We start from the raw sequence: 25,750 nt of genomic DNA, 5'->3' as shown, positions 1-25,750 counted from the left end.
CGAGGTGAAGGTGTTCGAAACATTCGGCGGGGACCTTCCGGCATGAGGAGTGCCGTTAAGTTGGAGAGCAAAAACGTCTGGGCGACCAGGCTGACAAGTATCCAACATCCATTTATTTCAGTATGCACTTATTGATCGTCCAAATATAGATTTATTTAGGCATGTCTTTTTATCTATGAACATTAAGATCTTTGAAAAATAGCCCTTGTTGAAGAGGCTTATAAAACTATGGAGGTACTATACTATGTGCGGAATCGTTGGTTATATCGGAAAGCGGAATTCTCAGGAGATTTTATTGGAAGGGCTCAAAAAGCTCGAATATAGAGGGTATGACTCCGCGGGAGTTGCCGTATATACAGCAGATGGCTTGCAGATTAAGAAAGCAAAAGGTCGCATCGCGAATCTTGAATCCAAGTTGGAGGAAACTCCGCTGAACGGAAGCGTTGGAATCGGACATACGCGCTGGGCGACACACGGGAAACCTTCCGATGTTAACTCGCACCCACATACAGATAATTCTCTGAAATTCTCTGTTGTGCATAACGGAATCATTGAAAATTATATTTCCTTGAAGGAAGAGCTTATTGCTAAAGGGCATAATTTTGTATCGGAAACAGATACAGAAGTGATTTCACATCTTATCGCTGATTTATATGAGGGTGATATTCTTAAAGCCGTTCAAAAAGCAGTGAAGTTTATGACAGGCGCATTTGCACTAGGTGTACTGACAGAGTACGAGCCGGATCGACTTGTTGCTGTTCGTCAAGCTAGTCCATTGATCATTGGTATTGGCGAAGGTGAGAACTTCATCGGTTCCGATATCCCTGCTATTCTTGAATACACACGGAATGTGTTCATTTTGAATGATGGCGAAATGGCGCTTTTAACACGAGAAGGTGTCGAATTAATGACGCTCGAAGGCAACTTTATTTCCAGGGAAATGTTTCATGTCGATTGGGACATTATTACGGCGGAAAAAGCCGGATTTGATCACTTTATGTTGAAGGAAATCTACGATCAGCCTAAGGCTTATCGGGATACGATGGGCAGCCGCATTGCTTCGGATGGAAACAGTGTTACGTTAAACGAACTGACGATTACAGCTGAAGCGATTCGCAAGATCAGTCGTGTTCATATTGTTGCCTGTGGTACGGCCTATCATGCGGGCATGGTTGGGAAGTATGTCATTGAGAAAATGGCGCGTATTCCCGTGGAAACGGACGTAGCGTCTGAATATCGTTACCGGTCTCCGATTATTACGAAGGATACCCTTGTTATTGTCGTTAGCCAATCCGGAGAAACCGCCGATACATTGGCTGCCTTGCGTGAAGCCAAGCGCTGTGGTGCTCACGTTCTGGCTATTACGAACGTTGTTGGCAGTTCTGTAGCTCGCGAAGCGAACGACATTATTACAACATGGGCGGGGCCTGAGATTGCCGTAGCTTCAACGAAGGCTTATACGTCGCAACTGATTGCTTTTTACCTGCTTGGGCTGCATTTGGCTCAAACACTGGGTACGCAAACAACTGAGCAAATTACGGAAGTTATCACAGCTTTGAAAGAGCTTCCTACCCAAGTGGAAGAGATTCTTGGGCAAGCAGAAGCCTTGAAAGTGGTTGCTGAAGAGATGGCGAAACATGATAATCTCTTCTTCATTGGTAGAGGATTAGACTATGCAGTAGCTCTGGAAGGCTCATTGAAGCTGAAAGAGATTTCGTACATCCACTCTGAAGCTTACCCAGCTGGTGAATTGAAGCACGGTACACTGGCTTTGATCGAGGATGGGATTCCAGTTATCGCGTTGGCTACACAGCATGACCTGCTCGAGAAAACGGTCAGCAACATTAAAGAAGTGAAGGCCCGCGGCGCTAATGTGCTAGGAATCGCCGTGGAAGGCGAGCTTGAGCTGCAGAAGTCTGTAGACAGTACTTTTGTGATTCCTAAGACTTTGGATGTGTTATCCTCTGCCTTGGCGGTTATTCCGTTGCAGTTGCTCTCTTATTATGCCTCGTTGGCGCGTGGCAATGATGTTGATAAGCCGCGTAATTTGGCGAAGAGTGTGACGGTGGAGTGATTTTTTTTAGCTGATGCAAAAAGTGGAATTTTGTTGAGTGACATTAAAGTTGGTAAGTAATCATAGCATCATGATAAGTCCCGATCTATCAGACGGTCGGGACATTTATTATTTAATTGGATGTGAAATGATGATTAATATTGGGCCCAATATTCGTAGGTTACGAAAATTAAATAATATGAATCAAGTGGAGTTCTCGAGCAAAATAGGCATTTCTCAAGGGAATTTAAGTGAGATTGAGCAAGGAAATTGTAATCCGTCTTTTGATACCTTATTAGCTATAAAGAAACAATTTAATTTTAAATAAAGGAAAAACTAATCGGATATAAAGTGTGGTCTGCAAGTTAGTCCCGGTGAGCTATTACAGTCATCGGGACTATTTTTTTCGAACTGTCATTAAGCTAACGGGCAGTTATTTTTCAATAGCTCTTGTTTTTATGCTCGAGACAATGGTAATATTTAACGGGAACATGTGTTTGTTTTTTTGTATTTTCCAACGGATAGGGGGGAATAGGCGTGGTTAAAATCATTGAAAAAGAGCAATTTTCGGTTATTGGAGAATTAGGAAAGGGGTTTGCTAATGATGCTCCCCAATGGATACCATCATTATGGAAAGAAGCAAATAGTAACTTTATTGAGATAAGCAACCTCGCCATCCATCATCATGTGCAAGCTACTCCCGTTTGTTTCCTTAAGGAGACGATGTGTACATGATCCAATTGACAAACCGCCAGGCACGGCAATTTCTGCTATTGAAGCACGGGCTGTTGGGCGAATATCAATTTACCGGAAAGCAGGGAGTATTGGATTTTGTGCGGCAGGTCGGCTGTATTCAATACGATCCCATCGATGTTTGCGGAAAAAACGCCGAACTGGTGTTGCAGTCGCGAATCAAAGGATTTACCAAGAACATGCTCGCCGAGTTGCTGTATCAAGATAGAAGCCTTGTCGATTATCCCGACAAGAATTTGGCCATTATTCCTGTCGAGGACTGGCCGTATTTTGAGCGGTACAGGCAGGCCGCCCGACAACATGCCAAGCGCTATCCCGAAATGGAAGCGTTGATAGAGCAAGTACGAGCTCACATCCAAAATCACGGTGCGCTAAGTTCGGATGATCTAAAATTGGATGGAAATTTCACGTGGCAATCGGTCATCCACTGGAGCAGCGGAAACAATTCATCCCGGTCGGTGCTGGAGCAGATGTACTCGACAGGCGAGTTGATTATACATCACAAAAAAGGAACGCGTAAATATTACGATATCGCTGGAAAGTACATACAGCCAAATCTGCTGAATGCACCGGAGCCGCTGGAGGGCGAGCATGAGCATCACAAGTGGCGGGTACTGCGTCGAATCGGCGCTGTTGGCCTTTTATGGAATCGCGCATCCGATGCCTGGCTGAACATATGGGGATTGAAAGCGGAGCAGCGCAACGAGGTTTTCCGCCAACTGTTGTACGAAGCTCGCATTGTTGCTGTTGCCGTGGAACAATTGAAGGATATACTGTACTGCCGCGCGGAGGACTTGCCGCTTATTGAAGCCGTTCTGCAAAATCCGGCGCCGAAATGGCGCTGCGAGCTGATTGCCCCACTAGATAATTTCATATGGGACAGAAAACTGATCAACGTATTGTTTGGATTCGATTACACCTGGGAGATTTACACGCCTGCAATCAAACGGAAATTCGGCTATTATGTGTTGCCTCTAATATACGGAGAAAGCATCATCGGACGAGCCGAGGTAATCGCGGAGCGAAGAGCCGGGACGCTCGTTGTTAAAAACATCTGGTACGAGAACGACATAAAGCCAACAAAGCAATTGCGAACAGCCTTGAACAATTGCTTTCAAAATTTTGCATTATTCAACGGATGCGAGACGATTTCGACAGAGTCTATGAACTGATATTTCCAATAAGTTTCTAGTAGGGGGTTCAAGTGCGGGGGCTAAACTAAACCAGCTAATTTTTGGTCTGTATTTTGGAAATCTGATTTGCTTTTTAGTAATGCATAAATCCAATGTAAAAGCTTATTAACACAAGCGATGATGGCTACCCTGAAGGGCTTACCTTCATTTCGTTTCTTATCGTAAAATTCTCTTAATCTTTTATTTCGTGGGATAATTTCTTCTGTCGTTTTCTTTTTACGAGCATCACGTATCCCGCATACTACTGCCATATATAAGGCGTGTCTTAGAAGTCTGCGTAAACCGCGGGCTCTTTTAGTTATCGGACAATGTCCGATTGCCGACGATTATGTTTCTAATCATAACAAGGGATCAAGTAGTGAGAGCTCATCTTGTTGCTGAAGGGCCAAGAAATAGGTGTATAGGTCTGAGCAATTAGCGCAATGATTTTCGGCAGCTTCGTTTGGTTAACGGAGGTAGTTTAAGTAAATGTAAATATTTACTTGCGAACTAGTGTTCGGTATAATAAACTTAATTCCATTACAAAAAGGAGATGTTGGATATGTATAAACACATTAAAGATTTTGCCGCAACTTGGCAGAATGAAACGGAAGCAACAATGCGGACACTGGAGATGCTGACCGACGAGTCTCTTGGCCAACAGATAACAAGCGATCATAGAACGCTTGGACGTGTTGCATGGCATCTTGTACAGATGTTGCACGAAATGCCATCTCTTACGGGACTGTCTTTCGAAGGACCGGGCGAAGATATGCCGGTGCCAGCTTCGGCAGCAGACATCGCGTCAGTCTATAAGAGGACTTCACAAGCGCTCCTTGATGCTATACAGTCCAGTTGGAAAGATGAGAATCTGCTTATCATGAGCGATATGTATGGTGATCAATGGCCAAACGGCTTAATGCTGGATATTCTCGTAAAGCATGAGATTCATCATCGTGGTCAGATGACAGTCCTGATGCGTCAGGCAGGCCTTTGTGTGCCGGATCTTTACGGCCCGACAAAAGAGCAGTGGGCCGAGTACGGAGCGCTACCTCCAGTAATTTAGAGTAAGATTATATCCGCTTTGGCCGTTTGGCTATAGTGGGATTTATAAGTATTTTATCATATTAAAACCTCCCATTAGAAGAAAAGCTAGATTTAATAGGACTAATGGGAGGTTTTATTATGAATATAAGTCAATTGTGGAAACTGTATGAGGCTGATAAGCGTATTCAGGGATTTAGTATACAAACTCTAAAAGCCTACGCCCTGCAGCTAAAAATGTTGGTTAATGAACTTGGAGATATCCATATTTCAGATGTTATCCTACAGCTGTTAAAGGAATATTTAACGAAACAATCTGATCGATTGAAGCCAAGTAGTTTCTACCATGAGAACATCATGACATTCGACCGTAACGATTCCGATCTGGAATTTTGTATTACAATAAACTCCTTGGGAGATCAAGCTTCAACGGATTTTACCCGAATCATACCAGGAGGGGATTATATTACTGCCCTCTATTGTGGAACTCCAAGTTTCCGTTCGAAGAGTATTGACCCTATAGTTGCTATAGGGTTTATATTTATTTTATCCACAAAATCGATTAGGAGGATAAAATAAAATGGGAGAGTCGGTTAGACTGATGAGTATGAGCGGGAAAGCGACAGTCCCATCAGGGGTAAGGGTAGAGAAAGATGACCTTATGGACAAGGATCGGTCGAAGGCCATTATGAATCAGGCAAAGGTTGTCTTTCAATGTGCGCAAGTAGGATGAATTGTTTTTATCTTTCAGGATAGTTTTGTGTCAGGGGCCATGACTGTCGGAGCAAAACTGGTCGTTGCTGAAAACTTATATATGTATGGGCAAGTTAAAGGGAATGGGACGAGGCGTGGATTTTTTTGGACCGGATGTTCATAATTCATTTGTAGGTTCGCGGCTTTTCAAGCCAATCATGAAGGGTAAAGCTTGCACGGTCATAGGTAACCCAGACAAGAAACATACGTATACATTTTTTTATCGTGGATAGTAGTCCTTTCTCCAAGCGATTCAGTTTGGTGGCTACTTCCTTAGAGAGAGCTTTGGGCAAAACGTTGGATGCACAGAAGTGAGAAAGGAAAGTGGGATTACCATGGGGAACAAAATCATTCGGGCACTCGTTTTCATTTTTGCATTTGCAATAGTAGGTTATGCCATTGTTCAGTATGGAGTATTGAGTGCTCGTAATGCTGGACTGGTTTCTTTTAAATTGCAAAAGCCGGACTTTCATCTAACACCTTGGGTGTATGTACTGTATGTTCATATAGTAACTGCAATGTTGGCCCTTGCCATTGGGCCATTTCAGATTTTTTTGAAGCAATCACATGCTAGGAGACGTAGGCACAGACTGCTAGGTTATGTTTATATTATCTCTGTTTCTGCGAGTGGGATTGTCAGCCTATATTTATCGTTTTTTGCGACAGGCGGTTGGATCGCAGGACTTGGATTCTTCGGGTTAGATGTACTTTGGGTAGCAGCCACTTGGATTGCCTTACGCAAAATTATTGTCAAAAATGTTCAGGCTCACAAAGCATGGATGCTTCGCAGCTATGCGCTTACTTTCGCAGCGGTTATGCTCCGAATTTGGTTGGGTCCGCTTGTATTGATTTTTGGTGATTTCGAGGCGGGGTATCGTGTTGTAGCTTGGCTTTGCTGGATTCCTAACCTGATTGTTATCGAAGCAGTGATTCGTACGAGAATATATAAGATTAGTTCTTCCGCTACTTCCATATAAATTATCTTAAAAGTGGTGCTATCACCACTTTTTCTCGCGACTGGATTAGTTATGAGGGGAATGCGGTTATGGTGGGAGAAGAGTAGAAAGTAAATGACGTATATGAATGAACGCAATTTGAATACACTATCTAGAAGATTGTAGATCCACCGGTGATGCATTCAAAGTGTTTCAGCAGAAGGCCAGTGTTCCTCGACTGAGGAGTGCTGGTCTTGTTTCTTTATATTGGGCTCTACACAATCATTAATGCTTGACAGTTCGTATCGGCTAGAATCGCATCTGTGTGACCGTTCCCCATTCTCTCCCAACCCAAGGGAGCTAATCATGTTAGAGGATTAAGCTAACGGGACACGTTAGTTTAAAGATGTAATCAAATTGAAATATTAATTTCATTCTGTCTTAATGAATTAAGCCTATACTAAGAATCAAGACCCCCCTTTAAAATATATAACTTAGACTCACGGCTCGTTGCTGTGGGTCTCTTTTTTATTCACTTAATCGGCAGGAATGTTCAATAAATGGTATAATTCTTATAAAATGACAATTTTTTTCTGAAGAGTGAGGATTTCAAAATGAAAAATCAAAATTAGAAGTCAATATGCGTTTGCGGGACGGTTATCCGGGACCTATATATTTTGTGGATTTTATTAGTGCGATATATATATGAATGTAACGCTGTCAATTGAGGTGAAAAATGGACATGGTAGATTTAAGTATGACGTTAGAAGAACTTGACGGGGGAAATTGGGGAGATCCTGAACAAGGAGCCACTGGTTTGATTAGAAAGTGTCTTGCATTACGTTCAGTACTAAGAGTCGATCTGGATTTTTGGAAAGATAATCTGGAACTTCAAGAAGAACTTTGGAGGAGCTGAAGAATCGTCTATGATAAAATTAGTAGTTCGTGCAGCATTGTTACTTTTAATCACAGTCCAGATTCTAACCGCTTGTTCAAAAGATTCGTCTTCAATCACTAAAAGTATTAAATATGAGAACGAGAAGAATAATTTCAGCCTTACGTTACCATCTAAATGGCTCGACAATTATGAAGTTGTTGAACTCAAGCATGAGAATGTTATGGCTTTCAGATTTATCACAAAGGTTGGAAAGGGCGAATTATTTAGGATTGAGGTTTGGCCTAAAGATCAGTGGGAAACCGAAGGGATCGAACTAACTAAGATTATTCACATTTCTAAAATTGGTGAGCTGGGTAATATTGTCTATGCATTTGACACTCCAACGGATGTGCAATACGATCCTAACAATCAGGAAGATAAAGAACAATACACTTTGTTGGACAAAGACATCGAACAGATAAAAGTTAGTTTCGAGGTTAAGAAATAATCCGTGCTATTCTTCTATCAAAGTCTTCTCGATACTGATCGATCGGTAGCTTCGTTAATATGTTGAATTTCTTGTTCTTATCAATACAGTCGGCATCAAAAAATTAGAGGTGATAATAAATGGGGGAAATCATTAGTAACTTAGTCCTAACATTTTTAATGGGAATGTTTGCTTTTTACATGATTACTCGAACAATAACCGTAAGTGCCGTGCTAGTTTGTCTAGCAAGTACAGGAATAGTTGCCCTAGGGTACCTAATTATGTATTTTGTAAAGAAAAGTCGCGAAGTGAATTAGCGGTCCTCCTTTCATGGGGAGGTGATGAACTAGCACCCAACGTGGTGCTTTTTCTTTTGTATTATTAAAGTTAGAAAGTTCGTAATGAGAAATGTTCCTATTTCATAAAAACGATATTTATTTATTGTAAAACAATAAATAATGGTGTAAAGTAAAAACTGACATTATATAAGTGAGGTGCAGTTTATGAAACGAGGAAAAACACTCTTTTTGAAGATAGCTGTCATTCTTATTGGAATCCCAATTCTCGCTTTGTGCCTATTTTTGGTTCCTAAGATTGGGAATTTTGCTGGAGAATTGTATCCAGAAATGGCTTACATGAAATCTCTCGTTTTAATCGATATGTACGCAGCGGCTATTCCTTTTTACTTTGCTCTGTATCAAGCTTTTAAACTTTTAAGCTATATGGATAAAAACCAAGCGTTCTCGGAATTATCGGTAAAAGCTTTAAAGAATATAAAATACTGTGCCATCACAATCAGCACCTTGTACCTGCTAGGTATGCCACTCTACTATCTCATGGGGAAGAGAGTTGACCCTCCAAGTTTCATACCAATGGGATCGGTCATTATTTTCGGCTCTATGGTGATCGCCGTTTTTGCTGCTGTTCTCCAAAGACTTTTAGAAGAAGCTATTCATATAAAATCAGAGAATGATTTAACGGTCTGAGGTGGAGCATATGGCAATGATTATTAATATTGATGTGATGTTAGCAAAGCGAAAAATGAGCGTAACGGAACTTTCGGAGAGGGTAGGAATTACCATGGCCAATCTTTCCATTCTGAAAAATGGGAAAGCAAAAGCGGTGCGTTTTTCAACATTAGAAGCGATATGTAAGGCTTTGGATTGTCAGCCAGGTGATATTTTGGAGTACAGAAGCGACGGAGACGCTCAATAAAAACAAACAACAAATTTATTTAACTAACGGGCCTCTTTAGAATCATGTAGCAGTTTGCCGCGGCGGGCCAAGTTAGCATCGAGATTAATGAAGGCTTCAAGGATTCTATTACGGATGCTCTGATCACTGCCTGCACTTTGTGCATATACCCATCACTTTACCCAAAATCTCTTTTGTTGATAATTTACGAAAAGTAGTTGCTGGATTACTTCTTGACCAATCGTCTCCAATTACAAATACTTCGTCATTTTTGAGGGTTATTTCATTTTGATTTTTCTTAAAGATCTCATTTATGAGATTTTGCTTAGCAGGTTCATCACCATTGGTATCCTTAAACTTTAGATAGTCATACCCCCTAATATGCGCTGACCCGTAGAATGTATCTAATTTCCCCTCATTAATGTAAATTTGACCGCTTGTTATTTTCATTTTTTCATTTGGAAAGGCAATTACTCTGGCTACGTTATTGTCCCCATAGTAAACAATGTCTCCTCTTACCACAGATTGGGTTTTATAGTACGAGACATCTACAACGACATTTTTTGTATATTCGTGATTACCCTGATCCATAGCATCGCTCAAAGGATTAACAATTGTATTGCTCCCTTGTGATACCTCAGCAATGGATTTTTTGGTAATCTTGTCAGTAATCATTTTTTCTGAGCATGCGGCAAGCATTACAAGAAGAAGGCAAGCTATCCAAATACGGTTCATAAATATCCCTCCCTAAAAGCAAAAACGGTAAGAAGTCCTATTGGGCTCAGCTTACAGTCTAACTTTATTTTGTTTTGAATCATTATTCACTTAGGTATTGAATGGATGCATTAGACTCATCAACTACAAGAAGTGATTTATCAAATTGTATGTTTTTATCTAATTCATCAACTTTAATTGTATGTGTCGGTTTTCCATTTTCCTGATGTTGGGAGTACAGTACCGTTTGCTCATCATCATCGAGTTTGATGTGCAAATTTGGTGTTTCGAAGTCATTCTTTGAAACTGATTTCCCATCCCAAATTTCATAATCCCCAGTATATGGACCTGAGATAGTATTGAAACGATAATACCCTTTTTCATCAAACCATACCTCATATTGAGATGAGATTTCAACTCCATCAACTGTACCTTTTTCCGAGAATACATAATGACGTGATGTATTTGTGTTCAAGGTTACGCCTGATGGTTGGTTAGTAGACTGTTTAGCTAGATAAACGGAAGAGCTCGTAACTATAGTTATCCCCTATGGGAACCTAGTGTAATTTTCTTTCTAACATTCACTAGAATTCCTCCATATTGTTAATATGCTATTTTAATCATTAACAGGGATATGATACTATTATTTCCAAACTTTGTATATAGCTCTATCTGCCCGGATGTCAGAAAATCAAGCAATCAGGGAAGTAGTTGAAGCTGCAATCGTTGCTCGTGTAACATCAATTGCGGAAGTCACCAGCGGCAGTAACAAAGGTTGACTGTGCATGCAGGCCATTGTATATTTATATGGTAATAAAATCCAGTAATTTTCACTCCTTCGGGGTATTTGCCGAAAAGACAAATATACATACATCAGATCCGATATCGGGAAGAGCTTTGGGAGACCAAAGCTTTTTCCCGTTTTTAGCAAGAACGTGTTGGTAAGGAGGAACTACACCGTAAGAAAGGCAGGTGAAGGGAATGATCCTTCCTTTTTAACTCACCATGAGTCTGGAGTTGAAATTCTTTATACGAAAGGAGATATTACAAATGTTCACAAAAGTAGCGATTGTAAGAAAAGTTATATCTGGTATTTTAATGTCGTTAATTCTTTCACTAGTTCTATTGCTGATTCATGGGTATACCTCATTTTTCGTTTATTTTATTTACTTTTTAATTGGTACCTTTGTTATTGGTGTACCCTTCTCAATTGTGACAGATCTGATCCTATCCAAAAAGAAGATGTCAATAAGTTACCTTCTGCAGGGACTTGTTTTACATCTTGTGTTTGCAGGAATTATTGTTTTTTTGTTAACTTTTACGGAATCCGACGATATGTACCCAAATGTTCTGATAAATTCAGTTTTTGGAGCAGCAGTAGGATTATGGTTAGTTGATAGTTTTTTGAAAAAAATTCCGTTAAATAATTGAACCTAGATAACATGAAGAGACCATAGCTCATTGCTATGGTCTCTCTCTCTGAAGTCGTCAGTAAAATTACTAATTAAGATATTCGCCCCACTCATTTCAACTATTCGTCAAGGCCTACCGCTGAACCGTCTGATCGCTTCCTCGGTCACCGGCGCGAAGAGGTTAATCAGGTTGCCGTCGGGATCGCGAAACAGCACAGCACGGTTCCCCCACGGCATCGTGGTTGGTTCTTTTACCCACTCGTCGACAAATGGCTTCAAGCGCTCGTACTCGGCATCGACATCGTGGACGAGGAACTCGATGATGACAGTGTGATTGCTGGCCGCCACTGCGGAACCAGCGCCGAACAGTTGCACCGTCTGGGAGTGGCCGATCGCCAGGGTGCACGATGGCACAACGAGTTCGGCAAAGACGGGCGCGGGGCGTTCCGCCGAAACCCCCATGACTTTCTCATAGAACTCGACGAGACGATCCACGTCGTCGGTAATGATGCGTATAGAAGCAAAATTCATGAGATACCATCCTTCCTATTATAATTGATTGAATACTGTATCCTATTATTTTGGGTCCCGATACTTCGCATTTATCTCCTACTCCTTTACGATTACTTACTCCGATTATAAAAAACCGCTACTGACAACAGCATGTCAGTAGCGGTTTGATATTTTTTGGCTTCATCCAGAATTTCAAACATTAGTTGCAATTATAGCCCTTATGAGTCATTTCAAACTTACTGCTTCCAAGTATACTTGAGACAGTTAGTCTGAGCTGGATTGGAAAGGGAGAGTCATGTATTCATGAGTATTAGTGTTGAAATGGCAAATGGAGGGCAACAAACAGCGAGGACCAAGAGTTTATATGCAGCCATATGGAGATGGCATTTTTATGCGGGAATGATCTTTGCCCCTTTTTTAGTTATATTGGCTGTGACGGGGGGCATTTATTTATTTAAGCCGCAAATTGAGAATGTACTGTACAAGGATTATTATTACGTCCAACAGGGACAACAACAGTTGTCTGTACAAGACCAAATTCAAAAAATGAAAGAGGCGTACCCCGAGGCGAGCCTGAAAAAAGTGAAACCGTCCTACGAACCAAACCGCTCTACGGAATTAGAAATAAGTCAGAATGGGCAATCCTTGTTCGTGTATCTTAATCCTTATGACGGGAAAGTACTTGGAGACATTGATACAAACACAAAACTCATGCAGTTGATAAGAGAATTTCATGGGAAACTGATGATTGGAAAGACGGGAGATCGCATCATTGAATTATCTGCTTGCTGGGCGATGATCCTTTTAATCACAGGCATCTATTTATGGTGGCCAAGAGGTAAGAAATCTATTTACGGCATTATACTGCCACGTATGGAGAAAGGAAAGCGGATGTTCTGGCGTGATATGCACGCTGTGACCGCATTTTGGTTATCTCTGTTCATTGCAGCGTTGATCTTAACTGGCTTACCATGGTCGGGCATTTTAGGAACTTACATAAACAAAACAGCTACATACCCGCAGGGATTTTTCTCTTTTGATCCGCAAAAACCAGAGTCGAGCATACCGACCAAAGATGTTGTTAAAGGAGTCCCCTGGGCGGCTGAGCAACTTCCGATACCTAATTCTACTGCAAGTTCAGGTGGTTCTATTTCCATTGAGCAAGTGATGGTTATTGGTAAAAGTATAGAACTGGCTCCAGGCTACCAAATTGCCCTACCCGCAAATGAGAAAGGCGTATACACGATCTATTCAACAACAGCAGATCCGAAGAAACAAGCGACCCTGCATATTGATCAATATAGCGGAAAAGTATTAGCGGATCAGCGATTTAAGGATTTCAGCCTCATGGCGAAAGTCATAACGATTGGTATTGCACTGCATCAAGGCGAATATTTCGGATTAGTCAATCAGATCCTTTGTTTATTGGTTTGCCTTGGTATTATTTTAGTAGCTGTTAGCGGCTTTATCATGTGGTGGTTGAGAAAACCAGAGAAGAGAGTGGGAGCTCCAGCATTACCAAAAGATTTTAAAATGGTCAAATGGGTTGCCGTAGTAACCATTGGGTTAGGTATCGTTTTTCCTCTAGTTGGTATTTCATTATTAATCGTTCTTACTTTGGATGCATTAGTTATTCGTAGGGTACCGGCCCTAAAGCAACTGCTTGGTTAATTCATTTTAAAGAGGTGAAGTCTATTGAGAAGATTAACGCAAGGAATATATCTGAAAATATGCGCTTTATTCATGATCATGTTTGCATTTGCACGGAATTTACCTGCAGCTGCGCATGAACACGGGGAGCACTCAGTAACGGAGGTCCCAACGGGGCCTTCCGCGTCAACAATGAATACAAGTATTGCTTCTCTCATTTTCGTCCTGTTAGTAGTTGTTGTTCTCATTCTCCACTTACGCGCTAAGAAAACGGTTCTAACTAAAATGACAGGCATGATGGCGGCTATGACGATTGCGATGGTTTCCAGCCTGGTTGTCGGCACAATAGCTGGTATTGTGTTGGAGAAATTATTCCTTTCAACCGTTATTGGAGTCACCTTTGGCATGATTGTTGGTTATGTATCCGGAAGGTCATTACATTTACTTGCTTCATTGGACGGCATGTTAGCAGGTTTGATGGGAGGCATGATGGGGGCGATGCTGGGTGTTATGGTGATTTCGGATTATCCGACACTCTCAATCGTTTTCATGGATGTTGTGTTAGCGGTTTCTATGTTGCTTCTATATCAATTGTTGGATGCCGAAGAAAATCTTCCTGTTGGTATTTCTGTTTCTCAGTTAGAAGTGTAAACAAAGGAAGGAGGAATGCTCATGTCTCAGCCTTTTCGGGTTTTAATTGTAGACGATCATCCTCATGCTAGGGAAGGGATCCAAAGTATTATAAGAATGGATACTTCATTTGAAATCGTTGCCGAGGGTAGAAATGGTGCAGAGGCGATTAGGCTTACGGAACAATGGATGCCCGATATCATTCTGATGGACATTAACATGCCGCAAATGGATGGTTTAGAAGCAACGAAGCAAATTAAGGAAAAATTCCCCTATGTGAAGATTGTCATGGTCACCGTATCCGATGATATCACCCATTTGTTTGAAGCTCTGAAGAAAGGGGCACAAGGCTATCTGCTTAAAAATTTGAGTCCGAATTCCTGGCATGAATATTTAAAAGCAATTGCAGTAGACGAAGCCCCTATGTCCAGAGAGCTCGCTTTACGATTATTACAAGAATTCACACCGAAGGAAAAACAGGAGGCACCCAACGCGCTTATTACCGGACGTGAACGAGAAATACTGGAATGGGTCGCAAGTGGCAAATCTAACCGAGTAATTTCGGAGGGATTGGGTATCTCCGAATATACGGTGAAAAATCATCTGAAGAATATTATGCAGAAATTGCAAATGGACAACCGGGTGCAGCTTACCCGATATGTATTTGAGCAGGGATGGCTGCGCAGAATGATCGATCAATAAATTCAAAACAAGAGCTTTGCAAGGAAGACATACTTGCAGAGCTCTTGTTGATTAACGGCATCTGAAGCTTAAAGGAGTGTATATTATTGAAGCGTTTAGGGTTAATCATTGCAAGTACATTCATGTTATCAACAGTAGTTATAGGGTGTTCTTCTTCAAAGCCTACTAATAGTATGGCTCCACCGAATCGAGATTTCATTACTTTCAAAGACAGTACGAAACAAGAAGTAACTTTAAAGGACAAACCGCAGCGCGTTATTTTGTTAAACACAGAAGTTCAGGAGTTGTTCTATCAGGTGGGAGGAAGCGCTGTTGGATTGGCGACTGCTCCTGGCATTCCTGTTCCTGAAATGGCCAAAGATGTCACACAGGTCGGTGCAGTTAACCAAGTTAGCTTGGAGAAATTGATGAGCCTAAAACCTGATCTGGTTATAGGCCAATCTATGTTCCATACTTCCTTGAAAGATTCATTAGCTTCTTCTGAAGTGCCCCTGGCCTTCATTGATATCAAGAGCTATGAGGATATAAAAGCTACTGCGGAGCTATTTGGAAAAATAGCGGGGAGAGAAGATGAGACTAAGGCTGCGCTTGATCAAACGGAGAAAAAAATGCAAACGGTTTTAAGCAAACTCCCACAACAAAGCCCTAGGTTTGCGATGATCACCATCATGCCGATGGGGATTAGTGTACAGAAGAATTCGACGATTTCACTGGACGTTGCTAATCGCTTGAAGCTGAAAAATGTTGCTGAATCCCTCCCATCAGGTATGATGCCAAGTTCTGCACCTTATAGCCTGGAAAAGCTTGTTGAATTGGATCCGGACTTTCTATTCTTCATTGTGCACGGCACAGAAGACTACGGTAAAGAGAAACTCAAATCAGACATAGAGAGTAATCCTGCCTGGAAAACTTTGAGAGCGGTTAAAGAAAATAAAATCTATTTTCTCCCATCATCGCTATTTGTGACTAATCCTGGATTTAACTTCGATCAGTCCTTATCCTATTTAGCCAAACTAGTTTATCCAGATATTTATGGAAGTATAGCCAAATGAGACATGGTCAAAAAAGTGTGAATTGGCGTGCAAGTGTGCTTGTCATTCTTGCATTCTTCGCTTTGTTGGGAATAGGTTTAAGTCTAATATGTGGGGCAGTAAATATTACTATATCAGATGTATTACATTCGCTGTTCGGTGGACAGAGCACTTATCACGATATCATTTGGAATATCAGGCTGCCGAGAACAATCGTTGCCGCATTAGTCGGTATTAGTCTTTCGCTATCAGGAGCACTTCTTCAGGGGGTCATGCGTAATTCCATGGCTGATCCACATATCATTGGTGTTTCCTCAGGAGCGGGTCTATTTGGAATTGGTATTCTTATCTTATTTCCTGCCTATGCGTACTTACTTACACCCGTTGCATTTGTTGGTGCCATTGGGGCTGCTTTACTTATTTATCTTATGGCTTGGCGCGGCGGAGTAAATCCACTCAGGGTCATTCTTGCAGGTGTAGCTGTGTCTGCTCTGTTGAACTCAGGAATTTCAGCTTTACTTACTTTATATAGTGATCGAGTAGGGGGAGCGCTGATTTTTATGGTTGGAGGGCTTTCAGCAAGAAGCTGGCCGCATGTTTATATCCTTCTTCCATATACGCTAATTGGAACCTTACTTGCAGTAATCGGGAGCCAACGATTGAATATTATGGCGCTTGGGGAAGAGCAAGCGAAGGGATTAGGTCTACGTGTAGAATCACACCGCTTATACTTTACAGTAATCGCTACACTACTTGCAGCCAGCACAGTCAGTGTAGTAGGATTGCTCGGTTTTGTAGGCATGATAGTGCCTCATTCTGCTCGCTTGCTTATCGGCAGCGATTACCGTTGGTTGCTTCCAGCATGTGTATTATTAAGTGTGGGTGTACTTACAATATCGGACACTGTGGCTCGAATCATATTTGCACCGATGGAGTTGCCGGTAGGGATTGTAATGGGGGTGCTTGGAGCGCCGTTTTTTTTGTATTTAGTGCGCAGGAGGGTATTATAGGCGCATCCGATCACTTAAGGCGAATGTCCCGCTCTTATTCTTATTCATTACAGGAATAACCACGTTGTTTACAGGGATCTTACAAGCAACAACGCAAGGAACCGCCGCGTTTATTATGTCAGTTATTCAAGGAACTACTCTGATTCCTGAGCTCAATATTCTCTCTAGGGGGCATAAAGGGGGAAAAAAACAGCGGGCTGATAATAAAAGCAATAATTTACCATATTGCGGAACTTTATACTTTCAAAAAGAGTCTATAAATAAAAGACAATGGGAGTTGGTAACGATGAAGAAGTTGGTTGTTGGATTGACATGCGGTGTTGCTTTAATAACTACTACTGCTGTTTATGCCGCACAGTTCTCCGAATACAAAATAGAAGCCAATGTTGTTCCATTTGCTTATCACGTTGCCGATGATAATAGAGACACACTGCATGGCGATAATTACTATGGTACGAGCGATAAGGTAGGTCTTCCTCAAAGTATTAATTATCAAGGAACTCAATACGTACCAATACGTGAAATTGCCAACATCCTAAACCTGAATACGGATTGGGATAATTCTAAAAAGGTAGCTATATTGCAACCGACAACTGGTACAGATGCTAAACCTCAAAACCTCGATGCACTTATTGAACTTTATTCAAAACAATTAGAAATACTTAAAGGTATGAAAGCACAATCGCAAAACGCTACAACCCCATCTGCCGAACCTGAGAAAAAACCTGCTGAAAATGAAATAGGCGGTAATGATGTAAGAAATCCCTTGGCATTTCAACTAACCAAAGAGCAGATTAAGGTTATGTTTGGTGATCAGTATACAGAAGTCACAGATGCAATGAACGGCGAATGGAAAATATGGCGGTTTGATATTGAAGCTAAAGATGGATATAAATCTGACTACGACATTTATAAGAATGGCTTAATCGATATAGATAATTTGAAATCTCAAGTCATTAAAGGGCAGATATTTGTTACATGGGACACAGATGGAAAATTAATGGGTATAGATTGTTATTACTTCCAGAACGGACTAGTATCTCAATTTGGCATTAATGAATAAAGCCTATAATAAAACTTGCCCCCCTTTTAAATATATAAACTCAGACCCTCAGCACGTTGCTGTGGGTCTCTTTTTAATGGTCAGGTTTATCCATTCTTATTTATCATTTGATCAGATAATGGAGGTGAAAGCGCGGCTTTCCTCCTTCTCCATGTCCCCGCATTCGCGCCGAGCACTCCCGCGATAATGACAGCAGCGCCAATTATGTGGTAGTACGCTAGGTGCTCATTCAAGAAAACGGAGCCCCCGATAATTGAAACTAATGTGGCAAGATGATTGAACACGCTCACCTTCGATGCCTCTAACTTGGATAAAGCGTAATTGCTGAGCAAGCTGGAAATGAGCGAGGAGAGTACGCCCAAATAGAGGATTGCCACCAGGAACACCGGGCTTGCAAACGGCTCGAAATAGCGGGATAGCGTGCCTTCTGCCAAGTGCTGGCCTACCGCCATTAGGTTGAAGACAAGGAAGCCAATCACCGTCATCACATAGGTCATGGCAATCACCTTGATGCGCAATGCAAGCTTCCTTGCAAGCACGCTATATCCGGCTGATGAGAGGGCTGACAAGAGAATGAGCAGCGTGCCTTTCATATTCGTTAGATCAATCGTCGTACCTTTCATGATAAAGATGAATACGACGCCTGCGACGGAAAGAAGCGTCGCAAGCTGCTGCAACCTCGTCGTACGTTCCTTCAGGAAATAAGCTGCCGCAAGCATCGTGAAGATCGGCACTGTCGCGTGGATAATGCCTGCCTCCGCGGAGGTCGTGAATTGCAAGCCAAATGCTTGGAAAGCAAAGAACATCGACGGATATAAGACGGCAAGCGGGAGAATTGCCAGTACATCCCGAATTTTAATCTGAAGCTTAATCCATCCCAATAGTACAGGAATGGTCGCAGCGATAAGGGAGACGGTAAAGCGGTGAGCGAGGCTATCAAGCGGCGTTGCAACCGTCAAAGCTAATTTTCCAAAAAGAAAAGAGAGCCCTACAATGGTGGAGTAAATAATGATGGCTGAGTAGGCGAATCGCTTTGTTTTGGAGTCGATCTGTGCTGTTGTCATAACGTTCCTCCTAGTAACTGTTCTTGTTAGGTATATCGTAACTCTCTGCCATGCATGCTACAATAGAGAAAATGGCTATCTGTACCGTTACAGATTATAAGCAAGGAGTTTGCCCGATGTACATGTATTTAAAGCTCATGAATGAGCTGGAGGAACTGATTCTGAAAGAGCCGTATAGGGACGGACAAAAGCTTCCATCGATCCGTACGCTGTCGGAGCAGTACGGCTGCAGCAAGAGTACGATCATTAAAGCATTGGATGAGCTGGAGAAGCGCCATCTCATTTATGCGATGCCCAAGAGCGGCTATTACGTTGTCAAAGGGACAAATGCCTCCCGAGGCCAAGCATCACCGATTTTGAACTTTTCGGAGGCCGCTCCTGATCCAAATGTGTTTCCTTATCTGGATTTTCAGCATTGCATTAACAAAGCCATCGACACGTACCAGAAGGATTTATTTGTTTACGGCACTGCCAAAGGAATGGCCTCCCTGATCGATATCGTTCGCAAGCAATTAATGGGATATCAGGTGTTTACAGAGGAACGGAATATATTTGTTGTATCTGGGGTTCAGCAGGCGTTGTCGCTGCTTGCAGCTATGCCCTTCCCAAACGGCAAGATGACGGTGCTGATCGAACAGCCTGGCTATCATCTGTTAATTGAATATTTGGAGACGCGCCGCGTGCCGGTCATCGGCATCGAGCGCAGCTTTGCGGGCATTGATTTTGACAGGCTGGAGAACATCTTTCGTACAGAGGATATCAAGTTTTTTTATACGATGCCGCGTTTCCACAATCCGCTGGGCTGCTCCTATACGAGCCAAGAAAAGAAGCGGCTTGCTAGGCTTGCCGCCAAATACGATGTATATATCGTTGAGGATGATTATCTTGCCGATTTCGAGCAGGACAGCAAGGCTGATCCGTTATTTGCGTATGACGATTCATCGCATGTCATTTATTTGAAAAGCTATTCCAAAATTATTTTCCCCGGCCTGCGTATCGGCATTGCGGTCATCCCAGTTCTACTCACTGAAACGTTTCGGCTGTACAAGAAGCAAGACGATATCGACAGCTCCATGCTGTCACAGGCTGCACTTGAAATCTATTTGCGCAGTGGCATGTTCGACCGCCATCTTGCCAAAATCCGCAGCAGATATGCGGCTAGGGCGAAGCTGCTTGATGCTGCGCTTACGAAGGAAGCTGCCCGCAGCGGCGGCGCCTTCATGTATGAGCGCTCGAAAATTCCGTTCATACACACGCATATTTTGCTGGATAAAGCGATTTCCGCTACGCAGCTTATTGCAAAATTAAAGAAAGAATCGATCCTACTGGAGTCTTTGGACCGGAATTATTTGAAGAATTTCGAGAGGAATAATATAGTTAAGCTAAACGCAACCAACGTAAACGAGGATGATATTGCGAGAGGAATAGAACGGATTGGTGCCATTCTTGCCGAATCCGCTTGCAGAATCTAACGGACAGGTTAGCGCAGCGTTCACGATGAGCATAATAATTAGGAGGAATTACCGATGGATCGATCGTATATCAATAAAATCAATGAATATTTGCAAATTGATGAGTACAACTTGGACTTGATTCTACAATGCTTCGATGAGATTCAGTCCTCAGATTTTTTGAGAGAGCAATTGGAAATCGCACGCAATCAAATTTTTGTAGAGAACCAATATGATTTATCCGAGGATCTGAAAGAAAATGTAGCTAGTCATTTGCAAAGTGCGAACTTTTTCCCACTCCTTGTGCTGTTGGAGAAATTCGATGACATTCTAGCATTTTATGAGAAACACAAGTTGCCCAAGGAGATCCTGCTGCACACCTTAAGCGACGTGAATTTATGGATTCGAGGATACAAAGATAGACATCAGAAAGATGGATTTGAAGAACTTCGTTGGTTGAAGCTCCATTTTAAAAATGAAATTTTCAGAGTGGGACGATTGCAATTTATTTATAAGAAAAATTATTTGAAGGCAAGAGTGTATAGGAATAAAGAGACTAGTGAAATGGTCATAATTCCGCATGATCAGGTGGAGTTCGATGAGGAAGGGTTTACTACCACTCTCCCTGACACAGATCAGAATAGAAGCAACTTTTCGGCTGTATTGCGAGAAACGGATAAGGCTATTATGTCGAATTGCATGCTTGAGAATGGGATTATGATGAAGAAAAATGTGACCCTTGCCTTGGACGAGTACGATCTCGTTTTGGGTGAAAATGATTATGTATTGGATGTGCATATACCTGGGTATGAACCGTTAGACTCGGATAAATGCAGGGAATCCCTTGAGCAAGCCTTGGCGTTCTATAAAACGTATTTCAAAGAATATAACTATAAGGCTTTCGTTTGCGACTCATGGCTTCTTACGCCGCATTTCAAGGAAATCTTAGGTGCTGACAGCAATATAAATAAATTCAGCTCCATGTTTAAGCTCGTAAGCGGTGTTGTGAGAAACTCGTCTTTTTTGTTCTTTGTATTCAGAACCACGAATCCAGATTTAGAGAAACTGCCTAGAAAAAGCAGCCTGCAAGAAGCCGTATACAACCACCTGAAGAGTGATAAAGATTTATGTGTAATGAATGGTTTTATTTTGATTGATAAATAGTGATGGAGAAACAAAAAAGATGGTTGCCTGGAGGCTAAAAGCATGAACGAGCAGAAGGTTGTTGAACAGTTCAAACAGGCGATCGTGAGTAATGATACGGTCGCTATGAGCCGATGCCTGAACGAGCATCCCTTTCTTGCCAAGCAAATTAATGAGCCGTGGTTCGCCTTCGATACGCCTGCGATCGTCGCTGTAGCGGCAAAGGGGAACCGCGAGGCTGTGGACATATTACTGGAGCAAGGCGCTGATTTGCAGGCAAAAAGCAGTTGGTGGGCCGGAGGATTCGGGGTTTTACATCATGATCACCATGACCTTTCCCGATATTTGATTGAACGAGGAGCTCCCGTCGATATACACGCGGCTGCAGCGCTGGGCATGTTGGATACAGTGAAAGACATGGTCGAGATGAATCCCGCCGTCGTCAATCAGCGTGGACCCGATGGGCAGGTTCCGCTTCATTATGCCACGGAATATGAAATTATAGATTTCCTGCTCGCTCATGGCGCAGATATCGACATGCGTGATATAGATCATGGAAGCACGCCGGCTCAGTGGGCGATCGATAACACGGCTAAATGCAAATTTCTCATTGAGCGTGGCGCGGCAGCGGATATTTTCATGGCGATCCATATCGGAGATGTGGAACGGGTGCGTTCTTTCATTCGTTCCGCTCCCGAGTGCCTTCAAGCTCAAGTCGGGCGCGGCAGCTTCACGTCTGGCGATTCGAGCGGAGGGCATATCTATACGTACAAAATAGGCTCTAATACGCGACCGTTCTATCTTGCGGCGCGTCGCAATGATCCCGAGATTGTTGATCTGATCGCGAAGCATAGCCCTTCAAATGAGCGTTTGCTGCTTGCCTGCCTGCAGGCCGATACGGCGGCTGTGCAAACTGTGCTTGAGCAGGATTCGAATCTGGTACAGACACTCTCGCCCGAGGATCTAAGCATAATGGCCGATGCCGCATGGAACAATGAGGTTCAAGCTGTTCAAACGATGCTTGAAGCCGGGTTCCCTGCGGATGCCCGCCGCGATCACAAGAGTTTTACGGCGCTTCATAACGCGGCTATGCGAGGAAACGCCGAAGCGGTACGGTTGCTGCTTGCGCACGGCGCATCTGTTCAACTAACCCACGGGTACGGCGGCAATGCATTGAGCAGCTGTACGTGGGGAGCCGTTCACTTTCGAGATGCGGCGGGGGATTATCCAGCGGCTGCGGAGCTTCTAATTCAAGCCGGCGCGCCCTTGCCGAACCAAGCGTCGGGCAGCGAAGACGTTAAGAAAGTGCTTGCGCGTTACGGAGTCAAAGACGAGCCTTATAATAATGAGTAACAACCTCTTGCACCTTACGTAACGTCATGTTTTATACTAAAAACACCGGTAAGCAGCTAGCGCCAAAGAAAGGAGTGGGTTATGCAGCAGCATTGGAAGGTGGGGGAGCTGGCCAAATTGACTGGACTGACAGTTCGCACCCTGCGGTTTTACGATCAGATTGGTTTATTTACGCCGTCAGGGCATTCCGATTCCGGTCATCGGTTGTATAACGAAGCCGATATCAAGCAGCTGCACCAAATCGTATCTCTCAAAGACTTGGGCTTATCGCTTGAAGAAATTCAGTCGATACGGAAAGAACATAACTTGACCCCCTCTGACATCGTGGATATTCAGATTGAACGGGTCCGAAAAAATCTAAAAACCCAGCAGAAACTTCTCGCAGAGCTCGAACGTGTTGCCGAGCGAATGAACAAGCAGGAACCGCTTTCAATTGATGCCTTTGTTTCATTACTGGAAACGATGAAGTTAAGCCACGAAAAGTATATCATTGAACGCCGCTTGAGCTGGGAACGTCGTTTTGATCTGCTTGGTGATTTTCTGAACGATAATTTGTGAGTTCTCTAAGAGAAGGAAGGGGCAACATTATGACACAACGATACACGACCCACGCTACATTCCAAATTGAGCGTATTTACCGTGCCGCTCCGGAACGCGTATTTACGGCATGGTCGAACCAGAGCGCCAAAGCGCGTTGGTTTCAGCCTGCTGAGGTATTTGACTTCCAAGTTGGAGGGCGAGAATTTAGTCAGGGTGGCCCTGCAGGTGGACCTGTTTTTACCTTTGATGCTTATTATCAGGAAATCGTAGCCAATGAACGGCTAGTGTACACTTACAGCCTGGACCAAGGGGATACCCGGATGTCGGTTTCCATTGCAACCGTTGAATTGATCCCAACGACCGATGGCACTAAGCTGGTGTTTACCGAACAAGGAACGTTTTTCGACGGCCAGGATACACCGGAACAACGTGAGCATGGAACGAAAGAAATGCTGGACCTTCTCGGGAAATCACTTGGGGAAAGCAACGCATCGAGCTTTGAACTCGTGTCTCGTCGAAAGCTGGATGCTCCGCGGAATTTGGTCTATCGGTCTTGGACGGACCCGGAACTGCTTGCCCAGTGGTGGGGACCTGACGGTTTTACCAATACGTTCCATACGTTCGACTTAAAGCCCGGAGGAGCCTGGGAATTTACGATGCATGGACCGGGTGGAGCAGACTATCCGAACCGCAACGTTTTTCATGAAATCGAGCCAGACCGTATAGTTCTGCGGCACGAGTCCAGACCTCATTTTATCCTAACTGCTACCTTTGAGGACGTTGGCGGCAAGACGGAGATTACTTTCCGGCAGACTTTCGAGACAGAGGAAGACTATACAAAGCTCAAACCCATTTGTGAAGAAGCTAATGAACAAAACCTGGACAGGCTGGGATTGCTCTTGAAGGGCCTTAACGAGTAGGGAGTGTAGAAATGGCGCGTGTTTTATTTATGAATGGTGGATCAGAGGGACATATCAATCCAACTATTGGAGTTGTGCAAGAGCTTATTGCGCGTGGCGAAGAGGTTGTGTACTTTGCTAGCGAAGCTTATCGGGAGCGTTTGGAGAAGACGGGGGCTTCCGTGCGAACATTTGACGATCAACAATTTATTAAGGCCTTTATCTCAGGCGGAAGAAATTATTTGCTTGAAAGAATCAATGGTCTTCTACTAACGGCTGATATCGTCATACCCAGTGTTCTTGATCAGATCAAAGATGAGCATTTCGACTACATGATTCATGATTCCATGTTTGGTTGTGGACGTTTGCTTGCACAAATTCTTAAGCTTCCTGCCATCAACTCCTGTACTTCCTTTGCACAAACAAAAGAGTCATTCGATCGAATATTGGAACATTTTTCAACAGAAACCCCTGCAGAAATTGTTAAACCTATTAATGATAAATTTCAAAGCCTAATGGCAAGGATAAAGGAAAAATATGATGCGGAGATCCATTCTCCATACGAAGTGTTCTGTAATCCTGCGCCACTGACCATCGTTTATACAACAAAGGAATTTCAACCTCATGGAGAGGCATTCGACCAAACGTATAAATTTGTAGGTCCATCCATCTCTTCACGATTAACTGAAGCAAATTTCGACTTTACTGCAATCAAAGGGAAAAGCCCAATTTACATTTCACTGGGGACGGTCTTTAACCATGCAATTGACTTTTATAAGCTTTGTTTCGAGGCATTTGGGAACACGGATCATGCGGTAGTGATGTCTGTTGGGAAGAAGACCCAAATTTCCGATTTAGGGGAGATCCCTGAAAACTTCCTCGTACAAAATTACGTGCCACAAACGGATGTCCTGCCCTACACGAAATTATTTATCACACATGGTGGAATGAATAGTACCAATGAAGCTCTTTATTATGGAGTTCCGCTAATTGTAATCCCCCAAAGCGCGGATCAGCCGATCATTGCCGAGCAAGTCGCTCATGCAGGAGCAGGCATTAAATTACAAATGCAAGGCTTGACTGCAAATCAACTACTTGAAGCTGTAGATCATGTATTAAGCCTATCATCTTTCAAAATAGCTGTTGCAAACAGCAGTGAATCCTTTCGGAAATCAGGCGGGTTTCATCAAGCTGTGGATGAGATTTTGGAATTTACAAGTCAATACAACATTGATTAAAAGAAAATGCAAGATGCCGCGGCATCTGCCAAAGATGCAAATAAAAGACCTTCGTATTCCACTATGCAA

At 42.8% G+C, this 25,750-nt stretch carries 28 protein-coding genes and 2 pseudogenes; 25 read left to right on the top strand and 5 right to left on the bottom strand.

Going from position 1 to position 25,750, the window contains the following annotated elements; translation table 11 throughout:
- Positions 1–244 precede the first annotated feature (244 nt).
- The 4 genes from glmS (at position 245) to LOZ80_RS28760 (ending at position 3,978) form a co-directional block, all read left to right on the top strand.
- Positions 245–2,074, top strand: a complete 1,830-nt coding sequence (gene glmS, locus LOZ80_RS28770) for a glutamine--fructose-6-phosphate transaminase (isomerizing) (protein WP_238167879.1) — start codon at positions 245–247, stop codon at positions 2,072–2,074.
- Between the two features lie 70 nt (positions 2,075–2,144).
- A complete protein-coding gene (locus LOZ80_RS39600; RefSeq protein WP_443147088.1) occupies positions 2,145–2,381 on the top strand; it encodes a helix-turn-helix domain-containing protein in 237 nt (78 codons plus the stop codon).
- A gap of 209 nt (positions 2,382–2,590) precedes the next feature.
- Positions 2,591–2,788 carry a hypothetical protein gene (locus tag LOZ80_RS28765; protein WP_238167878.1) on the top strand — a complete coding sequence of 66 codons (198 nt, stop codon included), beginning with the start codon at positions 2,591–2,593 and terminating at the stop codon, positions 2,786–2,788.
- Positions 2,785–3,978 (top strand): winged helix-turn-helix domain-containing protein, encoded by a 1,194-nt coding sequence (locus LOZ80_RS28760; protein ID WP_238167877.1) that lies wholly within the window; start codon positions 2,785–2,787, stop codon positions 3,976–3,978. Before LOZ80_RS28765 ends, LOZ80_RS28760 begins: the two co-directional genes overlap by 4 nt.
- A gap of 41 nt (positions 3,979–4,019) precedes the next feature.
- On the opposite strand, the pseudogene LOZ80_RS28755 reads toward LOZ80_RS28760, so the two are convergent.
- Positions 4,020–4,301, bottom strand: a pseudogene (locus tag LOZ80_RS28755) (hypothetical protein); the annotation flags it as partial.
- Positions 4,302–4,540: 239 nt separating this feature from the next.
- Between LOZ80_RS28755 and LOZ80_RS28750 the strand changes: the two are divergent.
- From LOZ80_RS28750 to LOZ80_RS28715, 8 genes are all read left to right on the top strand, one after another.
- Positions 4,541–5,044: a DinB family protein gene (locus LOZ80_RS28750; RefSeq protein ID WP_238167876.1), complete on the top strand. Its 504-nt coding sequence runs from the start codon at positions 4,541–4,543 to the stop codon at positions 5,042–5,044.
- 119 nt (positions 5,045–5,163) lie between these two features.
- Positions 5,164–5,601: a hypothetical protein gene (locus tag LOZ80_RS28745; RefSeq protein ID WP_238167875.1), complete on the top strand. Its 438-nt coding sequence runs from the start codon at positions 5,164–5,166 to the stop codon at positions 5,599–5,601.
- Between the two features lies 1 nt (position 5,602).
- A complete protein-coding gene (locus LOZ80_RS28740) occupies positions 5,603–5,755 on the top strand; it encodes a hypothetical protein (protein WP_238167874.1) in 153 nt (50 codons plus the stop codon).
- Positions 5,756–6,086: 331 nt separating this feature from the next.
- On the top strand, positions 6,087–6,752 hold the full coding sequence (locus LOZ80_RS28735; protein ID WP_229758026.1) for a DUF2306 domain-containing protein: 666 nt from the start codon (positions 6,087–6,089) through the stop codon (positions 6,750–6,752).
- Between the two features lie 700 nt (positions 6,753–7,452).
- Positions 7,453–7,626: a hypothetical protein gene (locus tag LOZ80_RS28730; protein WP_238167873.1), complete on the top strand. Its 174-nt coding sequence runs from the start codon at positions 7,453–7,455 to the stop codon at positions 7,624–7,626.
- A 10-nt stretch (positions 7,627–7,636) separates the two neighbouring features.
- Complete coding sequence (locus LOZ80_RS28725; RefSeq protein WP_238167872.1) at positions 7,637–8,095, top strand: methyltransferase; 459 nt, start codon at positions 7,637–7,639, stop codon at positions 8,093–8,095.
- 482 nt (positions 8,096–8,577) lie between these two features.
- Positions 8,578–9,060 carry a DUF2975 domain-containing protein gene (locus LOZ80_RS28720; RefSeq protein ID WP_238167871.1) on the top strand — a complete coding sequence of 161 codons (483 nt, stop codon included), beginning with the start codon at positions 8,578–8,580 and terminating at the stop codon, positions 9,058–9,060.
- A 10-nt stretch (positions 9,061–9,070) separates the two neighbouring features.
- On the top strand, positions 9,071–9,289 hold the full coding sequence (locus LOZ80_RS28715) for a helix-turn-helix domain-containing protein (protein WP_238167870.1): 219 nt from the start codon (positions 9,071–9,073) through the stop codon (positions 9,287–9,289).
- Between the two features lie 123 nt (positions 9,290–9,412).
- Here LOZ80_RS28715 and LOZ80_RS28710 read toward each other — a convergent pair whose 3' ends face one another.
- Complete coding sequence (locus LOZ80_RS28710; RefSeq protein WP_238167869.1) at positions 9,413–10,003, bottom strand: S26 family signal peptidase; 591 nt, start codon at positions 10,001–10,003, stop codon at positions 9,413–9,415.
- Between the two features lie 82 nt (positions 10,004–10,085).
- Entirely contained in the window at positions 10,086–10,457 is a 372-nt protein-coding gene (locus LOZ80_RS28705) for a hypothetical protein (RefSeq protein ID WP_238167868.1), read from the bottom strand.
- A 575-nt stretch (positions 10,458–11,032) separates the two neighbouring features.
- Between LOZ80_RS28705 and LOZ80_RS28700 the strand changes: the two genes are divergently transcribed.
- Positions 11,033–11,413, top strand: coding sequence for a hypothetical protein (locus LOZ80_RS28700; RefSeq protein ID WP_238167867.1), 381 nt, complete (start codon positions 11,033–11,035; stop codon positions 11,411–11,413).
- A 107-nt stretch (positions 11,414–11,520) separates the two neighbouring features.
- Here LOZ80_RS28700 and LOZ80_RS28695 read toward each other — a convergent pair whose 3' ends face one another.
- On the bottom strand, positions 11,521–11,925 hold the full coding sequence (locus LOZ80_RS28695) for a VOC family protein (RefSeq protein WP_238167866.1): 405 nt from the start codon (positions 11,923–11,925) through the stop codon (positions 11,521–11,523).
- Between the two features lie 285 nt (positions 11,926–12,210).
- Here LOZ80_RS28695 and LOZ80_RS28690 point away from each other — a divergent pair, with 285 nt between their 5' ends.
- The 6 genes and pseudogenes from LOZ80_RS28690 to LOZ80_RS28665 all read left to right on the top strand — a co-directional run.
- Positions 12,211–13,578: a PepSY-associated TM helix domain-containing protein gene (locus LOZ80_RS28690; RefSeq protein WP_238167865.1), complete on the top strand. Its 1,368-nt coding sequence runs from the start codon at positions 12,211–12,213 to the stop codon at positions 13,576–13,578.
- A 24-nt stretch (positions 13,579–13,602) separates the two neighbouring features.
- Positions 13,603–14,208 carry a hypothetical protein gene (locus LOZ80_RS28685; RefSeq protein WP_238167864.1) on the top strand — a complete coding sequence of 202 codons (606 nt, stop codon included), beginning with the start codon at positions 13,603–13,605 and terminating at the stop codon, positions 14,206–14,208.
- A 21-nt stretch (positions 14,209–14,229) separates the two neighbouring features.
- A complete protein-coding gene (locus tag LOZ80_RS28680) occupies positions 14,230–14,889 on the top strand; it encodes a response regulator (RefSeq protein WP_238167863.1) in 660 nt (219 codons plus the stop codon).
- A gap of 86 nt (positions 14,890–14,975) precedes the next feature.
- Positions 14,976–15,941 (top strand): ABC transporter substrate-binding protein, encoded by a 966-nt coding sequence (locus tag LOZ80_RS28675; protein ID WP_238167862.1) that lies wholly within the window; start codon positions 14,976–14,978, stop codon positions 15,939–15,941.
- Positions 15,938–16,930 (top strand): FecCD family ABC transporter permease, encoded by a 993-nt coding sequence (locus LOZ80_RS28670; protein ID WP_238167861.1) that lies wholly within the window; start codon positions 15,938–15,940, stop codon positions 16,928–16,930. The genes LOZ80_RS28675 and LOZ80_RS28670 overlap by 4 nt, the downstream gene beginning before the upstream one ends.
- Before the next feature lie 22 nt (positions 16,931–16,952).
- Positions 16,953–17,099 (top strand): annotated as a pseudogene (locus LOZ80_RS28665) (MATE family efflux transporter); the annotation flags it as partial.
- A 980-nt stretch (positions 17,100–18,079) separates the two neighbouring features.
- Here LOZ80_RS28665 and LOZ80_RS28660 read toward each other — a convergent pair.
- Positions 18,080–19,057: a DMT family transporter gene (locus LOZ80_RS28660; protein ID WP_238167860.1), complete on the bottom strand. Its 978-nt coding sequence runs from the start codon at positions 19,055–19,057 to the stop codon at positions 18,080–18,082.
- A 116-nt stretch (positions 19,058–19,173) separates the two neighbouring features.
- Here LOZ80_RS28660 and LOZ80_RS28655 point away from each other — a divergent pair, with 116 nt between their 5' ends.
- From LOZ80_RS28655 to LOZ80_RS28625, 6 genes are all read left to right on the top strand, one after another.
- Positions 19,174–20,529 (top strand): aminotransferase-like domain-containing protein, encoded by a 1,356-nt coding sequence (locus LOZ80_RS28655; RefSeq protein WP_238167859.1) that lies wholly within the window; start codon positions 19,174–19,176, stop codon positions 20,527–20,529.
- A gap of 54 nt (positions 20,530–20,583) precedes the next feature.
- On the top strand, positions 20,584–21,672 hold the full coding sequence (locus tag LOZ80_RS28650) for an acyltransferase domain-containing protein (RefSeq protein WP_238167858.1): 1,089 nt from the start codon (positions 20,584–20,586) through the stop codon (positions 21,670–21,672).
- A 42-nt stretch (positions 21,673–21,714) separates the two neighbouring features.
- Complete coding sequence (locus tag LOZ80_RS28645; protein WP_238167857.1) at positions 21,715–23,004, top strand: ankyrin repeat domain-containing protein; 1,290 nt, start codon at positions 21,715–21,717, stop codon at positions 23,002–23,004.
- Positions 23,005–23,085: 81 nt separating this feature from the next.
- On the top strand, positions 23,086–23,562 hold the full coding sequence (locus LOZ80_RS28640) for a MerR family transcriptional regulator (protein ID WP_238167856.1): 477 nt from the start codon (positions 23,086–23,088) through the stop codon (positions 23,560–23,562).
- 29 nt (positions 23,563–23,591) lie between these two features.
- A complete protein-coding gene (locus LOZ80_RS39335; RefSeq protein WP_337950981.1) occupies positions 23,592–24,464 on the top strand; it encodes an SRPBCC family protein in 873 nt (290 codons plus the stop codon).
- A gap of 11 nt (positions 24,465–24,475) precedes the next feature.
- Positions 24,476–25,681 (top strand): macrolide family glycosyltransferase, encoded by a 1,206-nt coding sequence (locus tag LOZ80_RS28625; protein ID WP_238167855.1) that lies wholly within the window; start codon positions 24,476–24,478, stop codon positions 25,679–25,681.
- The last annotated feature ends 69 nt before the right edge of the window (positions 25,682–25,750 follow it).

It is taken from the genome of Paenibacillus sp. HWE-109 (assembly GCF_022163125.1).
In the GTDB taxonomy this organism is placed as follows: Bacteria; Bacillota; Bacilli; order Paenibacillales; family NBRC-103111; genus Paenibacillus_E.
This window is presented reverse-complemented; position numbering and strand designations above follow the sequence as displayed.